General features: G+C 61.2%; 14 protein-coding genes. 9 read left to right on the forward strand and 5 right to left on the reverse strand.

Going from position 1 to position 16148, the window contains the following annotated elements; genetic code table 11:
- Positions 1-140: 140 nt before the first annotated feature.
- A complete protein-coding gene (locus PMI25_RS23200; protein ID WP_007962380.1) occupies positions 141-1451 on the reverse strand; it encodes an NAD(P)/FAD-dependent oxidoreductase in 1311 nt (436 codons plus the stop codon).
- Positions 1452-1598: 147 nt separating this feature from the next.
- Here PMI25_RS23200 and PMI25_RS23205 point away from each other — a divergent pair, with 147 nt between their 5' ends.
- On the forward strand, positions 1599-1952 hold the full coding sequence (locus PMI25_RS23205) for a YkgJ family cysteine cluster protein (protein ID WP_007962381.1): 354 nt from the start codon (positions 1599-1601) through the stop codon (positions 1950-1952).
- Between the two features lie 110 nt (positions 1953-2062).
- On the opposite strand, the gene PMI25_RS23210 is transcribed toward PMI25_RS23205, so the two are convergent.
- Complete coding sequence (locus PMI25_RS23210) at positions 2063-2551, reverse strand: Lrp/AsnC ligand binding domain-containing protein (protein ID WP_003177284.1); 489 nt, start codon at positions 2549-2551, stop codon at positions 2063-2065.
- A gap of 156 nt (positions 2552-2707) precedes the next feature.
- On the opposite strand from PMI25_RS23210, the gene dadA reads away from it, so the two are divergent.
- From dadA to PMI25_RS23240, 6 genes are all read left to right on the forward strand, one after another.
- Positions 2708-4012, forward strand: a complete 1305-nt coding sequence (gene dadA / locus PMI25_RS23215; RefSeq protein ID WP_007962383.1) for a D-amino acid dehydrogenase — start codon at positions 2708-2710, stop codon at positions 4010-4012.
- Positions 3984-4337: a RidA family protein gene (locus PMI25_RS23220; RefSeq protein WP_007962384.1), complete on the forward strand. Its 354-nt coding sequence runs from the start codon at positions 3984-3986 to the stop codon at positions 4335-4337. Before dadA ends, PMI25_RS23220 begins: the two co-directional genes overlap by 29 nt.
- A 94-nt stretch (positions 4338-4431) precedes the next feature.
- The gene (alr, locus tag PMI25_RS23225) at positions 4432-5505 is read left to right on the forward strand and encodes an alanine racemase (RefSeq protein ID WP_007962385.1); all 1074 of its coding nucleotides are present in this window, start codon (positions 4432-4434) and stop codon (positions 5503-5505) included.
- An 88-nt stretch (positions 5506-5593) separates the two neighbouring features.
- Positions 5594-6142 (forward strand): cupin domain-containing protein, encoded by a 549-nt coding sequence (locus PMI25_RS23230; protein WP_007920393.1) that lies wholly within the window; start codon positions 5594-5596, stop codon positions 6140-6142.
- 182 nt (positions 6143-6324) lie between these two features.
- Complete coding sequence (locus PMI25_RS23235; protein ID WP_045122172.1) at positions 6325-6741, forward strand: c-type cytochrome; 417 nt, start codon at positions 6325-6327, stop codon at positions 6739-6741.
- 135 nt (positions 6742-6876) lie between these two features.
- Positions 6877-8799, forward strand: a complete 1923-nt coding sequence (locus PMI25_RS23240) for an acetyl-CoA hydrolase/transferase C-terminal domain-containing protein (protein WP_007962387.1) — start codon at positions 6877-6879, stop codon at positions 8797-8799.
- 132 nt (positions 8800-8931) lie between these two features.
- On the opposite strand, the gene PMI25_RS23245 is transcribed toward PMI25_RS23240, so the two are convergent.
- A complete protein-coding gene (locus PMI25_RS23245; protein ID WP_007962388.1) occupies positions 8932-9504 on the reverse strand; it encodes a xanthine phosphoribosyltransferase in 573 nt (190 codons plus the stop codon).
- Between the two features lie 55 nt (positions 9505-9559).
- On the reverse strand, positions 9560-11569 hold the full coding sequence (gene rep, locus PMI25_RS23250) for a DNA helicase Rep (protein WP_007962390.1): 2010 nt from the start codon (positions 11567-11569) through the stop codon (positions 9560-9562).
- A gap of 262 nt (positions 11570-11831) precedes the next feature.
- Here rep and PMI25_RS23255 point away from each other — a divergent pair, with 262 nt between their 5' ends.
- Positions 11832-13505, forward strand: a complete 1674-nt coding sequence (locus PMI25_RS23255; protein ID WP_007962391.1) for a putative bifunctional diguanylate cyclase/phosphodiesterase — start codon at positions 11832-11834, stop codon at positions 13503-13505.
- A gap of 109 nt (positions 13506-13614) precedes the next feature.
- On the opposite strand, the gene PMI25_RS23260 is transcribed toward PMI25_RS23255, so the two are convergent.
- Positions 13615-15009: a NorM family multidrug efflux MATE transporter gene (locus tag PMI25_RS23260; RefSeq protein ID WP_045122177.1), complete on the reverse strand. Its 1395-nt coding sequence runs from the start codon at positions 15007-15009 to the stop codon at positions 13615-13617.
- Positions 15010-15167: 158 nt separating this feature from the next.
- Here PMI25_RS23260 and PMI25_RS23265 point away from each other — a divergent pair, with 158 nt between their 5' ends.
- Complete coding sequence (locus PMI25_RS23265; RefSeq protein WP_007962393.1) at positions 15168-16088, forward strand: LysR substrate-binding domain-containing protein; 921 nt, start codon at positions 15168-15170, stop codon at positions 16086-16088.
- Positions 16089-16148 lie beyond the last annotated feature (60 nt).

Below are 16148 nucleotides of genomic sequence, written 5' to 3' on the forward strand. Positions count from 1 at the left end.
GTCTGTATTTTTCTTGCGGGCCTCATCGCTGGCAAGCCAGCTCCCACAGTATTTTGGTGTTCACAATATTTGTATTCGCCGCAAAAACCTGTGGGAGCTGGCTTGCCAGCGATGGCGGTTTCAAGGACGCAGAGAAAACCTCAGACCAACTCTTTAATCCGATGCCACAACATCCCCAACGCCAGCAACGGCGAGCGCAAATGCTTGCCGCCGGGGAAGGTGATGTGCGGCACCTTGGCAAACAGATCAAAGCCACCGCTGTGCTGCCCGCTGATCGCCTCGGCGAGCAGCTTGCCCGCCAGGTGCGTGGCATTCACTCCGTGCCCGGAATAGGCCTGGGCGTAATACACGTTCGGTTGATCATTGAGCCTGCCGATCTGTGGCAGACGGTTGGCGCCGATGCCGATCATGCCGCCCCATTGATAGTCGATTTTCACGCTCGCCAGTTGCGGAAACACTTCGAGCATCTTCGGCTGCATGTAGGCGCCGATGTCCTTCGGGTCGCGCCCGGAATAATGGCAGGCACCGCCGAACAGCAGGCGTCGATCTGCCGAGAGCCGGTAGTAATCCAGCGCCACGCGCTGGTCGCAGACGGCCATGTTTTGCGGTAGCAGGCTGTGCGCCAGTTCTGTGGAAAGCGGTTCGGTCGCGATGATGTAACTGCCGGCCGGGAGCACTTTGCCGCTGAGTTGTGGATTGAGGTCGTTGAGGTAAGCGTTGCAGCCCAGCACCAGAGTCTTCGCCCGTACCGAGCCTTGAGCTGTGTGGACGCGAACTTCCGGGCCGTAGTCGATGCGCGTGACGCCCGACTGTTCAAACAGTTTGACGCCCATTTGTTGCGCAGCAGCGGCTTCGCCCAGCGCCAGATTCAGCGGATGCAGATGCCCAGAACCCATGTCGATCAAGCCGCCGACGTAGCGTTTGGAGCCAACCACAGTGTGCATTTCATCGGCTTGCAGCAGACGGGTTTCGTAGCGATAGCCAAGGCTGCGCAGCTCTTCGGCGTCTTCGGCAAAGCCTTCGAGATCGGCCGGTTTGTTGGCGAGGTCGCAGTAGCCCCAGATCAGATCGCACGGGATCTGGAACCGTTCGACGCGCTGGCGGACGATTTCCACCGCTTCCAGGCCCATCAGTTTCATCTGCCTCACGCCATCAGTGCCGATGACGTTGCTGAACTGGTCGAGGCCGTGGCCGACCCCGCGAATCAACTGCCCGCCGTTACGGCCGCTGGCGCCCCAACCGATCCGGTGCGCTTCCAGCAGCACCACGCTGAGGCCGCGCTCGGCCAGTTCCAGCGCGGTGTTCAGCCCGGAAAACCCGCCGCCGACCACACACACGTCTGCGCTCAGCTCGCCCTGCAGCACCGGATAGTCGGGCTGCGGCAGACTGCTGGCGGCGTAGTAAGAGGCAACGTGGGGTTGGCTCGCGAAGGTTCGGGCGCGGGCATTCATGGGCATCATCCAACGGCTGGGTGTCGAGAAAATTTGACGGAGCATAAGCCGCACGGCCGGAGACCGGCAACACTGGTCGGCCGTTGCTGTCTGGATCACGGCTTTTGCGGCACAATTGCCGCCTATTTCATGTGGGTTACCGTTTCGATGAGTTGCAACCGCCAGACCATTCGCGACCTGCGTCAGCAGATTCCTACGTTCGACTGTGTGCCCGGTTGCCACGATTGCTGCGGGCCGGTGACCACCTCGCCGGAAGAAATGTCACGTCTGCCGCGCAAGACCCGCGCCGAGCAGGATGCGGCGATGGAAGAACTGAACTGTGTACACCTGGGGCCGAATGGCTGCACGGTGTATGGCGAGCGACCGCTGATTTGCCGGTTGTTCGGTACCACCAAAACCCTGCCGTGCCCTAACGGGCGGGGGCCGGTGGAGTTGATTCATCCGCGGGTTGAAAAGCAGATCTTCGAGTACATGGCGGCGAATCGGCAGGTGTTGGTTTAACGGGTTCACTCGGAACCGAGCTGACGCCTTCGCGAGCAGGCTCGCTCCCACATTTGAAATGCATTCCCCTGTGGGAGCGAGTCTGCTCGCGAATGGAGCGATGCCAATCTTCAGTCCGGAATCGGCAGGCTCAGGCTCTCCTTCACCTCTTCCATCACGATATAGCTCTTCGACTCACGCACATGCGGCAGCTTCAACAGGATGTCGCCCAGCAGTTTGCGGTACGAAGCCATCTCGGAGATCCGCGCCTTCACCAGATAGTCGAAATCCCCTGACACCAAGTGGCATTCCAGCACGTGCGGCAGTTTCAGCACTGCGCGGCGGAACTCTTCGAAGGTGTCGCCGGATTTGTAGTCGAGGCTGATCTCGACGAACACCAGCAGGCTACCCTTCAGATGCTGCGGGTTGAGCCGGGCGTTGTAGCCCATGATGATCCCTTCGCGCTCCAGCCGCCGCACCCGTTCCGTACATGGCGTGGTGGACAGGCCGACCTTCTCCCCGAGTTCGGTAAACGATATGCGCCCGTCCGCCTGCAGGATCCGCAAGATGTTGCGGTCGATCTTGTCCAGCTCACGTTTGGTCTGAGTGTTGGTACGCATAGGGGATGCGCCTCCGTGAAAAGGGTTTTTGCCGAGAATTGTCGCCAAATATAGGCGCTTATATAGTGAAATGCACTGGCCATTCTTTTTTACACTGCGCGCATCATTGCTCTAACAACAGACGTACGCGGCCCCGCCGCGATGAGGGATACAAAAATGCGCGTAATGGTCTTGGGTAGCGGCGTCATCGGTACCGCCAGTGCTTACTATCTGGCTCGTGCCGGGTTTGAAGTGGTGGTGGTCGACCGGCAGCCAGCCGTAGCCATGGAGACCAGTTTCGCCAACGCCGGCCAGGTGTCGCCGGGTTATGCCTCGCCGTGGGCCGCGCCGGGTGTGCCGCTCAAGGCCATCAAGTGGTTGCTGCAGCGCCACGCGCCGCTGGCGATCAAGGCCACTGCCGACATCGATCAGTACCTGTGGATGGCGCAGATGTTGCGCAATTGCACCGCCAGCCGTTACGCGGTGAACAAGGAGCGCATGGTGCGTCTGTCCGAGTACAGCCGCGACTGCCTCGACGAACTTCGCGCCGAAACCGGCATCGCCTACGAAGGCCGCAGCCTCGGTACCACGCAACTGTTCCGCACTCAGGCACAGCTTGATGGTGCCGCCAAAGACATCGCCGTGCTGAAAGAGTCCGGCGTGCCGTTTGAAGTCCTCGACCGCGCCGGCATTGCCCGCGTCGAGCCGGCCCTGGCCAATGTCACCGACATCCTCGCCGGTGCTCTGCGTCTGCCCAACGACCAGACGGGCGACTGCCAGATGTTCACTACGCGTCTGGCGGAAATGGCCGTGAAACTCGGTGTGGAGTTCCGCTTCGGCCAGGACATCCAGCGCCTCGACTATGCCGGTGATCGCATCAACGGTGTATGGATCGACGGCAAGCTGGAAACCGCCGACCGCTACGTGCTGGCCCTCGGCAGCTACTCGCCGCAACTGCTCAAGCCGCTGGGCATCAAAGCCCCGGTGTACCCGCTCAAGGGCTACTCGCTGACCGTGCCGATCACCAACCCGGCCATGGCTCCGACCTCGACCATTCTCGACGAGACTTACAAGGTCGCAATTACCCGTTTCGATAACCGCATCCGCGTCGGCGGCATGGCGGAAATCGCCGGTTTTGACCTGTCGCTGAACCCGCGTCGGCGCGAAACCCTGGAGATGATCGTCAACGACCTTTATCCTCAGGGCGGCAATCTGGCCGAGGCGAGCTTCTGGACCGGTCTGCGTCCGACTACCCCGGACGGCACGCCGATCGTTGGCGCCACGCCGTTCAAGAACCTGTTCCTCAACACCGGTCACGGCACCCTGGGTTGGACCATGGCGTGCGGTTCCGGTCGTTTACTGGCCGATCTGATGGCGAAGAAAAAGCCGCAGATCAGCGCCGAAGGTCTCGATATTTCCCGTTACGGCAATAAGCCTCAGGAGTCCGCAAAACATGGCAATCCAGCGCCAGCTCACCAATGAGCGCATGAGTCAGATCGTCACCCACAACGGCACCGTGTATCTGGCCGGGCAGGTCGGCGACGACTTCAACGCCGGGGTTGAGCAGCAGACCCGCGAGGTGCTCGGCAATATCGAGCGCCTGCTCGATCTGGCCGGGACTGACAAGCAGCATCTGCTGTCGGCGACGATCTACCTGAACGACATCGAGGCGCACTTTGCCGGCATGAACTCGGTGTGGGACCAGTGGCTGCCCAAGGGCGCCGCACCGGCCCGCGCCACCGTTGAAGCGAAGATGGCCAAGCCGAGCATCCTGGTCGAGATTTCCATCGTCGCCGCGTTGCCGTAACCGTTTCAAAGATCCCTCTCCCGGCGCTGTTGGCGGTTCACGTCGTCAGTCGGCGCCGGTTTTTCTTCCCATGACCGCCTAGAAGTCTGCCGCCATGCGTCCTGCCCGTGCCCTGATCGACCTAGAAGCCCTGCGCCACAACTACCGAATTGCCCGCGAAGTCACCGGCGCCAAGGCGCTGGCGGTGATCAAGGCCGATGCCTACGGTCACGGCGCGGTGCGTTGCGCCCAGGCGCTGGAAGCTGAAGCCGACGGGTTTGCCGTTGCCTGCATCGAAGAAGCGCTGGAGCTGCGCGCGGCCGGCATCAAGGCCCCGGTGCTGTTGCTCGAAGGGATCTTCGAAGCCGATGAACTGGCGCTGATCGTCGAGCATGATTTCTGGACCGTGGTGCATTCACTGTGGCAGCTCGAAGCCATCGAGCAGGCGGCACTGAGCAAACCGATCACCGTATGGCTCAAGCTCGATTCGGGCATGCACCGTGTGGGCCTGCATCCGAAGGACTACGCGGCGGCCTACCAGCGCCTGCTGGCCAGCGGCAAAGTGGCGAAGATCGTGCTGATGAGCCACTTCGCCCGTGCCGATGAGTTGCACGAGCAGAGCAGCGCCAATCAGGTCGCGGTGTTCGAAGCGGCGCGTCAGGGCCTCGCCGCCGAAGTCAGCCTGCGCAACTCGCCGGCCGTGCTCGGTTGGCCGCAGATTCACAGCGATTGGGTGCGCCCGGGCATCATGCTCTTCGGCGCCACGCCGTTCGAAGAAGCCAACGCCTTGGCCGAGCGCCTGCAACCGGTGATGACCCTCGAATCGAAAGTCATCTGTGTGCGCGAATTGCCCGCCGGGGAGCCGATCGGCTACGGCGCCAAATTCATCACCGACAAGCCGATGCGCATCGGCGTGGTCGCCATGGGTTATGCCGACGGTTACCCGCGTCAGGCACCCACCGGCACGCCGGTTCTGGTGGCCGGCAAGCGCAGCCGGATTCTTGGCCGCGTGTCGATGGACATGCTCTGCATCGACCTCACCGATGTGCCGGAAGCGGACCTCGGTTCGACCGTCGAGCTGTGGGGCAAAAACATCCTCGCCAGCGAAGTGGCGCAGTGGGCGGACACCATTCCGTATCAGATCTTCTGCAACCTGCGTCGCGTGCCAAGGCTCTATTCCGAGGGTTGAGGCCAGCACGGGGGCCAAGTGTTGTAAATACTGAACGCTGTCGCCATGATAACGCTCAATATTCTTACAACATCAGGAGGCTCCCGCCTTGGACGTCGGTGAACGACTGCAATCGATCCGCAAGCTCAAAGGGCTTTCCCAGCGTGAACTCGCCAAACGTGCGGGCGTCACCAACAGCACCATTTCGATGATCGAAAAGAACAGCGTCAGCCCTTCGATCAGTTCGCTGAGAAAGGTTCTGGGCGGGATTCCCATGTCCATGGTCGAGTTCTTTTCCGAAGAAATCCTGCAGGAAGTCCCGACCCAGATCGTCTACAAGGCCAACGAGCTGATCGACATCTCCGACGGCGCCGTGACCATGAAACTGGTCGGCCGCGCGCACCCGAGCCGGGCCATCGCGTTCCTCAATGAAATCTACCCGCCGGGCGCCGATACTGGCGAAGAAATGCTCACCCATGAAGGCGAGGAAACCGGGATTCTGGTGGAAGGTCGTCTGGAACTGGTGGTGGGGCTGGAAACTTTTATTCTCGAAGCCGGCGACAGCTACTATTTTGAAAGTACCAAGCCGCATCGTTTCCGTAATCCGTTCGACGCGCCTGCGCGACTAATCAGCGCAGCCACGCCGGCGAATTTTTAAACACAGAGGCGCCAAGCCATGACGGCGAAGGCATCCACAGAGTTTTTCCACAGCGCGGTATAACCCCTTCGACTATGGGGTTGTTTCAGTGTGGCGGGCTACCCGCTATACTTGCGCCCGCCTGCGAACCGTGGCCGCAGGCGTGAATAGCCACCATTGAGGGTGAACGCGTGAACCTAATTATGAAAATGCTGGCCGCACCAGCAACCGTACTGGCCCTCTGGGCTGTCAGCGCTCAAGCTGCGACGAATGACGACATTGCCAAACGCCTCGAGCCGGTCGGCCAGGTGTGCGTTCAGGGGCAGGAATGCAAAGGGATGGAAGTCGCTGCCTCCGCTGGCGGCAGTGGTGGGGCGAAGACGCCGGATGAAGTGATTGCAAAACATTGCAATGCTTGCCACGGCACGGGTCTGCTGGGCGCACCAAAAATCGGTGACGCCGCGGCCTGGAAAGAACGCGCCGATCACCAGGGGGGCCTCGACGGCATCCTGGCCAAAGCCATCACCGGCATCAACGCCATGCCGCCAAAAGGCACCTGTGCCGATTGCTCGGACGACGAGTTGAAAGGTGCGATCCAGAAGATGTCCGGCCTGAAATAAGCCGCGCTTCTGACGAAAAAAACCGTCTCCGGACGGTTTTTTTGTGCCTGCGATTCACGGCTTTCGCTGTCCTTTGCAGCAAAGTCGAGGCAAGCTCGGTCTACCTCTATTCACGGAACGGGCGGGAGGCTTCAGATGGTGCAGTTGTGTTCGATCGAACAGGCGGTGGACGACGTGCTCGCACGCTTGCCGGCGCATATCCACATGGGCTTGCCGCTGGGGCTGGGCAAGCCCAATCACTTCGTCAACGCGCTGTACCGGCGGATCAAGGACTTGCCCGAACGACAACTGACTATGTACACCGCGCTGTGCCTGGGGCGGCCGACGCTGGGCGACGGTCTGCAGAAGCGCTTCATCGAACCCTTCGTCGAACGCGTATTCGGTGATTACCCCGAATTTGATTTCCTCGCCGACCTGCAGCATGACAGCCTGCCCGCCAACATCCGCATCCAGCAGTTCTTCATGCAGCCCGGCAGCCTGCTCAACAGCGCGCCGGCCCAGCAGGATTACGTCAGCAGCAACTACAGCCACGCCGCCCGCGACATCAACGCGGCCGGCCTGAATCTGGTGGCGCAATTGCTTGCCAGCAGCAGCGAACATCCTGATCGCCTGAGCCTGAGTTGCAACCCGGACATCACTCTCGACCTGTTGCCGATGATCGCCAGGCGCCGCGAAGCCGGGGAGACCATTCTGCTGGTTGGTCAGGTGCACACCGATCTGCCGTACATGCCCGGCGATGCCGAAGTCGATATCGACACCTTCGACCTGCTGATCGACGCGAAAGACAGCAGCACGCTGTTTTCCACGCCGAACATGCCGGTGGGCTTTCAGGATCACTTCATCGGCTTGCACGCCAGTACGCTGGTGCGCGACGGCGGTACGTTGCAGATCGGCATCGGCTCGATGGGCGATGCGCTGACCGCCGCACTGCTTGCACGGCAGGCAGACAACGCCGGTTACCAAGCGTTGCTCGATGACATCAATCTCAGTCAGTGGGCGCAACTGATCGAGCGCGAGGGCGGCACTGCGCCGTTCGCCAAAGGCCTGTATGGCTGCAGTGAAATGTTCGTCAACGGTCTGCTGGTGCTGGCCGATGCCGGGATCATCCGGCGCAAGGTCTACCCCGACGTGCACACTCAGGAGCAGGCCAACGCGGGCACTCTCGATGAGTCGGCGCAAACCGATGGCATCTCGGTGCACGGCGGCTTCTTCCTCGGTCCGCGCAGTTTCTACGAGCGCCTGCGTGAGTTGCCGCAGAGCAAGCGCCTCGAATTCAACATGACCCGCATCAGCTACATCAACGAGCTGTACGGGCAGGAAGAGCTCAAGCGCTTGCAGCGCCTTGATGCGCGCTTCATCAACACCGTGTTCACCATGACGCTGATGGGCGCGGGTGTGGCCGATCAACTGGAAGACGGGCGCGTGCTCAGCGGTGTCGGCGGGCAGTACAACTTCGTCGCCCAAGGCCACGCGCTGCACGATGCGCGCTCGATTCTGATTCTGCGCAGCTGGCGCGAGTCCGGCGGCGAGGTCAGTTCGAACATCGTCTGGGAATACGGCCACTGCACGATTCCAAGGCACCTGCGCGACATCGTGGTCACCGAATACGGCATTGCCGATCTGCGCGGCAAAACCGACGCGGCGGTGATCGAGTCGTTGCTGAACATCAGCGATTCACGCTTTCAGCCGGGGCTGATCGAACAGGCGCAGAAGGTCGGCAAGCTGCCGAAGGACTTCCGCCTCGATCCGCGATTTGCCGACAACACCCCGCAACGCTTGCAGGCGATTGCCGCGAAGCATCCGAACCTGTTCCCGGAGTATCCGCTGGGTTGTGATTTCACCGCGATCGAGCGCGATCTGCTGCGGGCGCTGAACTGGCTGAAGAGCAAGTTCAAGCTGAGCGAGATACTGGAGCTGGGCAAGGCAGCGCTGGATGCGCCAGAGGCTTCGACGTTCCCCGAACACCTTGAACGTATGCAACTGACCAACCCGGAAGGCCTGAAAGAAGACCTGTTCCAGCGCCTGCTGCTCACTGGCCTCAAAGCCACCGCACTGTAACTGCCTGACCCAAAACAACTGTAGGAGTGAGCCTGCTCGCGATAGCGGTGTTTCAGCCGACGAATATATCGACTGAGACTCCGCTATCGCGAGCAGGCTCACTCCTACAGGGGTGATGCGGTGTGGCGGGCTTTATTCGATGAAGGTAACCACGCCATCCTTCAGCGATTTGACGCGTGCCAGCGATTCGACGCGGTAGCCCTGCGAATCCAGCTCGGCGCGGCCGCCCTGGAACGACTTCTCGATCACGATCCCGAGGCCCGCCACGGTGGCGCCAGCCTGTTTGATGATCGAGATCAGCGCTTGCGAAGCCTTACCGTTGGCCAGGAAGTCGTCGATGATCAGCACGCGGTCGCTGCTGGTCAGGTGACGCGGCGAGATGGCCACGGTGCTTTCGGTCTTCTTGGTGAACGAGTAAACGGTCGCCGACAGCAGGTTTTCGGTCAGGGTCAGGGACTGCTGCTTGCGGGCGAAGATCACCGGCACGCCGAGGTTCAGACCGGTCATGATCGCCGGAGCGATGCCCGAGGCTTCGATGGTGACGATCTTGGTAATGCCCGAATCCTTGAACAGCGTGGCGAATTCGTCGCCGATCAGCTTCATCAGGGCCGGGTCGATCTGGTGGTTCAGGAAGGCGTCGACTTTCAGGACCTGGTCGGAAAGCACGATGCCTTGTTCGCGGATTTTCTGCTGCAATGCTTCCATGAAGCTGTCCTCGTTCAGCGCTTGTGCGCCCTAAGCTTTAAAAAAGTGGTCAATTCTAGCGCTTTAACATCGCGCGTATATCAGCCAATGCGCTATTGCCGCGCACGGCTTTGACTTCGGTCGGTGTGTCGTCGTTGCCTTCCCACGCCAGGTCGTCCGGCGGCAGCTCATCAAGGAAGCGGCTGGGCGCGCAATCGATGATCTCGCCGTACTGTTTACGCTTGGCGGCGAAGGTGAACGCCAGGGTCTGACGGGCGCGGGTGATGCCCACGTAGGCCAGACGGCGTTCCTCTTCGATGGTGTCGGCTTCGATGCTGGAGCGGTGCGGGAGGATTTCCTCTTCCATGCCCATGATGAACACGTAAGGGAATTCCAGACCCTTGGACGCATGCAGGGTCATCATCTGCACGCCTTCGGCGCCGTCCTCTTCTTCCTGCTGACGCTCGAGCATGTCGCGCAGGACCAGTTTGCCGATGGCGTCCTCGACGGTCATCTCGCCGTCTTCGTCTTTTTCCAGGGTGTTCTTCAAGGCCTCAATCAGGAACCAGACGTTGCTCATCCGGTAGTCCGCAGCCTTGTCGCTGGAACTGTTGGTGCGCAGCCAGTTCTCGTAGTCGATGTCCATGACCATGCTGCGCAGCGCCGAAATCGGGTCCTCGCCGGCACACTGCTCGCGCACCTTGTCCATGAAGCGCTTGAAGCGCGACAGACGATCGGTGAAGCGGCTGTCGAGATGCTCGCCCAGACCGATTTCATCGGTGGCGGCGTACATCGAAATCTTGCGTTCGGTGGCGTAGTTGCCGAGTTTTTCCAGGGTGGTCGAGCCGATTTCCCGGCGCGGCACGTTGATCACCCGCAGAAAGGCGTTGTCGTCGTCCGGGTTCACGATCAGGCGGAAGTAGGCCATCAGGTCCTTCACTTCCTGGCGCCCGAAGAAGCTGTTGCCGCCGCTCAGGCGGTACGGCACCTGGTGGTGCTGCAACTTCAGTTCGATCAGCTTGGCCTGGTAGTTGCCACGATAGAGGATGGCGAAATCGCTGTAGGGGCGGTCGGTGCGCAAGTGCAGGCTGAGGATTTCCATGGCCACGCGCTCGGCTTCGGCGTCCTCGTTACGGCAGCGGATCACGCGGATCTCGTCACCGTGACCCATCTCGCTCCACAGCTGCTTTTCGAATTCGTGCGGATTGTTCGAGATCAGCACGTTGGCGCAGCGCAGGATGCGGCTGGTGGAGCGGTAGTTCTGCTCGAGCATTACCACTTTCAGCGACGGGTAGTCTTCCTTGAGCAGCATCAGGTTTTCCGGCCGCGCACCACGCCAGGCGTAGATCGACTGGTCGTCGTCGCCCACCACGGTGAACTGGTTGCGCTTGCCGATCAGCATCTTCACCAGCAGGTACTGGCTGGCGTTGGTGTCCTGATATTCGTCGACCAGCAGGTAACGCACCTTGTTCTGCCACTTTTCGAGAATGTCGGCGTGCTCTTCGAAGAGCTTTACCGGCAGCAGGATCAGGTCGTCGAAGTCCACCGCGTTGAACGCTTTCAGCGTGCGCTGGTAGTGGGTGTAGACGATGGCAGCGGTCTGTTCTTTCGGATTGCGCGCGTTTTCCAGCGCCTGGGCCGGCAGGATCAGGTCGTTTTTCCAGGCGCCGATCATGTTCTTGATCTCGTCGACGCCGTCGTCGCCTGCGTATTCCTTCTGCATGATGTCGGTCATCAGGGCTTTGACGTCGGTCTCGTCGAAGATCGAGAAACCGGGTTTGTAGCCCAGCCGCACATGCTCCTTGCGGATGATGTTCAGGCCCAGGTTGTGGAAGGTGCAGACCGTCAGGCCGCGACCTTCGCCGGCACGCAGCAAGGTGCCGACCCGCTCTTTCATCTCGCGCGCAGCCTTGTTGGTAAAGGTCATGGCGACGATGTACTGGGCGCGGATGCCGCAGTTCTGGATCAGGTGCGCGATCTTGCGGGTGATCACGCTGGTCTTGCCGGAGCCGGCGCCGGCGAGCACCAATAGAGGGCCGCCGACGTAGTTCACGGCTTCTTGCTGCCGGGGATTGAGTCGGGACATACGAAAATTCGGGAGTCGTTGACGAAATGGGCCGGCATTTTAACAGGCTCAGCGATTTGTGCTGCTCTCTCCGACTTGTGACGCACCACGCGATTCAAATTTGCCGGTTTTGTTACTTTCGCGGAGGATGCGCGGTGATTTTGCGGCTAATGTACTCATTCGTGACACAAAATAACGTTTTGATAACCGTTGTCATTTGGTCATTGTTGCGCGCAACGGCATAATGCCCCGCCCACATCATTGCAGAGTCTAGGGAGCTAGCTTGTCTACGCCTGTCGAACCCTTGCGTTTGCTGCTACTGGCCGAAGAGCCAGCGTGGACAGCGTTATTGCGCGAGTGTCTGGCTCCGTTGGGGAGCGCGGCGGTGCTGATCAGCGCGCCGAGCTGGGAGTCGGTCAGTAGCCTGTTCGAAGACAATCGCCACGCGGTGTTGTTGACCATTCCTGCGTTGCAGCCGGCCCCGGGTCGTTGCAGCCTGCCGACGGTGTTGCTGCTGGAACACGAACCGGCTACGGCGCCGGTTGGCGTCAGCGACTGGCTGGTGTTCGACGCGCTCGACGCAGATATGCTGCGCCGCTGCCTGCGCCACGTGCGTGAACGCGGCGTTCTCGAAAATACTCTGCAACGCCTGGCCGAACAGGATCCGCTGACCGGCATCGCCAATCGTCAGGGCTTTCAGACCCTGCTGGCGGCGCGTCTGGCGGAAAACGACGGGCGCGGTCTGGCCCTCGGGCATCTCGATCTCGACAACTTCCGTCACGCCAACGATGCCCTCGGCCATCAGGCTGGCGATCGCCTGATCCTGCAGGTCGTTGCGCGGCTGAAAAGCCAGCTCGAGGCCGGTGATCAACTGGCGCGGCTGGGCAGCGACGAATTTGCCCTGCTGATTGATACCCGTCGTGCGCCGCAACGCGCCGAGTGGATGGCCGAACGCATCACCGAAGCCCTGTCCGAGCCGTATTGGGTCGACGGCGAAAGCCTGTTGATCGGCTCCAGCCTCGGCATCGCCCATGCCCGCGCCCAGGGCGGCGCCGATCCGCTGATGTGGCACGCGCACATCGCCATGCAGCAGGCCAAGAGCACGCAGGGCTGCACCTTCCATATCTTCAACGAACGCATCAACCGCAACGCACGGAGCATGGCCGACCTCGAAAGCGAACTGCGCCGGGCCCTGCGTCGCGATGAACTGGAGTTGCACTACCAGCCACGGCTGAATCTGGCGGACGGGCAGATCGTCGGTCTCGAAGCGCTGGTGCGCTGGCGCCATGGCGAACGCGGTCTGTTGCCGCCGAGCGAATTCGTGCCATTGGCCGAGCAGAGCGGGTTGATCGTGCCGCTGGGTTACTGGGTGATTTCCCGCGCCCTGCGCGACATGCAGGCGCTGCGCGAGCGCGGGCTGCCGGCGCTGCACATGGCGATCAATTTGTCGTTCCGCCAGTTTCAGGACAGCCAGTTGCTACCGACCCTCAGTCGATTGATTGCCGAGCGTGGGGTCGAGGCGCAGTGGCTGGAATTTGAACTCACCGAAACCGCCGTCATGCGCCGCAGCGATCTGGTCAAACAGACCATGGACGCCCTCGGCCGCCTCGGCGTGCGTTTCTCGCTGGATGACTTCGGCACCGGTTTCTCCTCGTTCGTGCACCTCAACAGCCTGCCGATCACCTTGTTGAAGATCGACAAAAGCTTTGTCGGCGGCATGGAACAGCGCGAAGAGAATCGCAAACTGGTGCACGCGATGATCAACCTCGCGCACAACCTGCATCTGGAAGTGGTCGCGGAAGGGGTCGAAACACCGGAGCAACTTGAACTGCTGCGCGGGTTTGGCTGTGATCAGGTGCAGGGTTATCTGATCAGCCGGCCGTTGCCGTTGGCGGAACTGGTGGATTACCTGACGTTTGGTGCCAGCCAGCAGCCAGCCCTCGAAATCGTGAGCTAAACACATAACCCCTGTGGGAGCGAGCTTGCTCGCGAAGGCGGCGACACGTTCAATATACATGTGTCAGGTACACCGCTTTCGCGAGCAAGCTCGCTCCCACAGGGAAACTTCATTCAGGTTGAGGGATGTTGAAGCCTCGAGATTGCGGCTCCAGCCGAATCATCCGCTTCATCTTCCATTCAAACGCCAGCGTCAAACTCACCGCCGCACACGCCAGCCCCAGCGCCAGCCCCCACCAGACGCCAGTCGGCCCCCAATGCAGGTGAAACGCCATCCACCACGCCGCCGGCGCGCCGATCAGCCAATAGCAGCCGAGACCGACCAGAAACGTGGTTTTCGCGTCCTTGAGCCCACGAATGCAACCCATGGCAATGGTCTGCGTGCCATCGAACAGCTCGAACCACGCGGCCACCGCCAACAGGCTTACGGCCAGACGAATCACCTCGGCAAACGCCGGGTCGTTATGGTCGAGGAACAGCCCGACCAGTTGATTCGGCAACAGCCAGAACACCATGGCGAAACCCAGCATCACCACCGCACCAAAGACGATGCCGACCCGCCCGGACATCCGCGCATCGCTCAGTTGCCCGGCGCCGTAATGCTGGCCGACGCGCATGGTGATCGCATACGACATGCCCGCCGGCACCATGAACGCCACCGAAACGATCTGCAGAGCGATCTGGTGTGCGCCGAGTTGCGTGCTGCCCATGGTGCCCATGCACAGCGCCGCGAAGGCAAACAGTCCGACTTCCACCGCGTAGGTGCCGCCAATCGGCAGGCCGAGGCGCCACAGTTCTTTCAGGTACTGACGATTTGGCCGCGACAGACCGGCGCGTATTGGATAAGCGTCATACGCCGGGTGCCGACGAATGTGCCAGGCCAGAGCCAGCGCCATGCAATTGGCCACGATCGCGGTGACCAGACCGATGCCGGTCAGCCCCAGTTTCGGCAGACCGAACATGCCGGTGATCAATGCGTAGTTGAGCAGGAAGTTGGCCACGGTGCCGCCCAGGCTGATGACCATTACCGGTGTCGCTCGGCCGATCGCACTGGTGAAACCACGCAAGGCCATGAAACTCAGATAGCCGGGCAGGGCGAAGGGCAGGGCAATCAGAAACTGCCCGGCGGCGTTGACGTTGGTTTCGGTCTGGCCGAACAGCAGCAACACCGGTTTCAGATTCCACAGCAGCAGCCCGGCGCCCAGCGCCATCAGCCACGCCAGCCACAAGCCGGCCTGGGTCAGGCGTGCCGCGCCGATGATGTCGCCGGCGCCCTGACGGATCGCCACCAGGGTGCCAACCGCCGCGATCACGCCGATGCAGAAAATCGACACGAACGAATAGCTCGCCGCGCCAAGACCGCCACCGGCAAGCGCTTCGGGACTCAGGCGCGCCATCATCAGGGTGTCGGTCAGCACCATCAGCATGTGCGCCAACTGTGAAGCGATCAACGGCCCTGCCAGCCGCAGGATGGCCCAGAGTTCGGTACGCACGGGATGCTGCATGGTCATCACCACTCATAAAAAGAGGGAACAGGGAACCGTCGATTCTCGGCGCTTAAACGCTTTCGCACAAAGGGATAAAAAGGATGGGTGGCATGATTAAAACTCATCCTGAGCAGATTCTGCTAAGTTGGCCACAACCCGCTATAGGAGCTTTCTGAATGTCCCGTCGTCTTCCTCCCTTGTATGCCCTGCGCGCATTCGAAGCGGCGGCGCGGCACAGTTCGTTCACCCGCGCCGCCGAAGAGCTGTCGATTACCCAGAGTGCGGTGAGTCGGCACATTCGCACGCTTGAAGAGCATTTCGCCTGCAAGCTGTTTTACCGCAGCGGACGCAACCTGCAACTGACCGAGTCAGCGCGGATGCTGTTGCCGGGGATTCGCGACGGTTTTGCGGCCCTTGAGCGCGCTTGCAACACCTTGCGCGCCGAGGACGACATCCTGCGCATGAAAGCGCCGTCGACCCTGACCATGCGCTGGTTGCTGGCGCGGCTCAGTCGCTTTCGTCATCTGCAACCGGGCAACGAAGTGCAACTGACCAGTGCCTGGATGGATGTGGACTCGGTGGATTTCAACAACGAGCCCTTCGACTGCGCCGTGCTGCTGAGTGACGGGCATTTTCCGCCGGACTGGGAGGCCAGCCTGTTGTTTCCGGAAGAGCTGATTCCAGTGGGTGCGCCGAATCTGCTGAATGACCAGCCATGGGATGTCGCACGCCTGGCCTCCACCGAACTGCTGCACCCGACCCCGGATCGGCGCGACTGGCGCAGTTGGCTGGAGCACATGGGGTTGTCCGATCAGGTGTCGCTCAAGGGGGGGCAGGTATTCGATACCCTCGAACTGGGGATGATTGCCGCCGCCCGAGGCTACGGTGTGTCAATGGGCGATCTGCTGATGGTCGCCGAGGATGTCGCGCAGGGACGCTTGAGTCTGCCGTGGCCGACTGCCGTCGCCAGTGGGCTGAATTATTACCTGGTGTGGCCGAAAACCCGTCCGGGAGGTGAACGTTTGCGCCGTCTCAGCGACTTCCTGCAAGGCGAAGTGCGTGCCATGGCGTTGCCGGTGGTCAAGCGCTTGAGCTGAAACGTTCGAGCCCGCACAATGCCGGCCTCGGGCCATAACCCCGCTATTTACTCAAGTATT

It is taken from the genome of Pseudomonas sp. GM30 (assembly GCF_000282275.2).
Taxonomy (GTDB): domain Bacteria; phylum Pseudomonadota; class Gammaproteobacteria; order Pseudomonadales; family Pseudomonadaceae; genus Aquipseudomonas.

What these genes read in the sequence shown, in the direction of transcription:
- PMI25_RS23240 (WP_007962387.1), top strand. Translation starts at nt 6,877, where the DNA reads ATGGTGCAGTTGTGTTCGATCGAACAGGCGGTGGACGACGTGCTCGCA.
- PMI25_RS23210 (WP_003177284.1), bottom strand. Translation starts at nt 2,551, where the DNA reads ATGCGTACCAACACTCAGACCAAACGTGAGCTGGACAAGATCGACCGC.
- PMI25_RS23205 (WP_007962381.1), top strand. Translation starts at nt 1,599, where the DNA reads ATGAGTTGCAACCGCCAGACCATTCGCGACCTGCGTCAGCAGATTCCT.
- PMI25_RS23245 (WP_007962388.1), bottom strand. Translation starts at nt 9,504, where the DNA reads ATGGAAGCATTGCAGCAGAAAATCCGCGAACAAGGCATCGTGCTTTCC.
- alr (WP_007962385.1), top strand. Translation starts at nt 4,432, where the DNA reads ATGCGTCCTGCCCGTGCCCTGATCGACCTAGAAGCCCTGCGCCACAAC.
- PMI25_RS23200 (WP_007962380.1), bottom strand. Translation starts at nt 1,451, where the DNA reads ATGAATGCCCGCGCCCGAACCTTCGCGAGCCAACCCCACGTTGCCTCT.
- dadA (WP_007962383.1), top strand. Translation starts at nt 2,708, where the DNA reads ATGCGCGTAATGGTCTTGGGTAGCGGCGTCATCGGTACCGCCAGTGCT.
- PMI25_RS23265 (WP_007962393.1), top strand. Translation starts at nt 15,168, where the DNA reads ATGTCCCGTCGTCTTCCTCCCTTGTATGCCCTGCGCGCATTCGAAGCG.
- PMI25_RS23260 (WP_045122177.1), bottom strand. Translation starts at nt 15,009, where the DNA reads ATGCAGCATCCCGTGCGTACCGAACTCTGGGCCATCCTGCGGCTGGCA.
- rep (WP_007962390.1), bottom strand. Translation starts at nt 11,569, where the DNA reads ATGTCCCGACTCAATCCCCGGCAGCAAGAAGCCGTGAACTACGTCGGC.
- PMI25_RS23235 (WP_045122172.1), top strand. Translation starts at nt 6,325, where the DNA reads ATGAAAATGCTGGCCGCACCAGCAACCGTACTGGCCCTCTGGGCTGTC.
- PMI25_RS23220 (WP_007962384.1), top strand. Translation starts at nt 3,984, where the DNA reads ATGGCAATCCAGCGCCAGCTCACCAATGAGCGCATGAGTCAGATCGTC.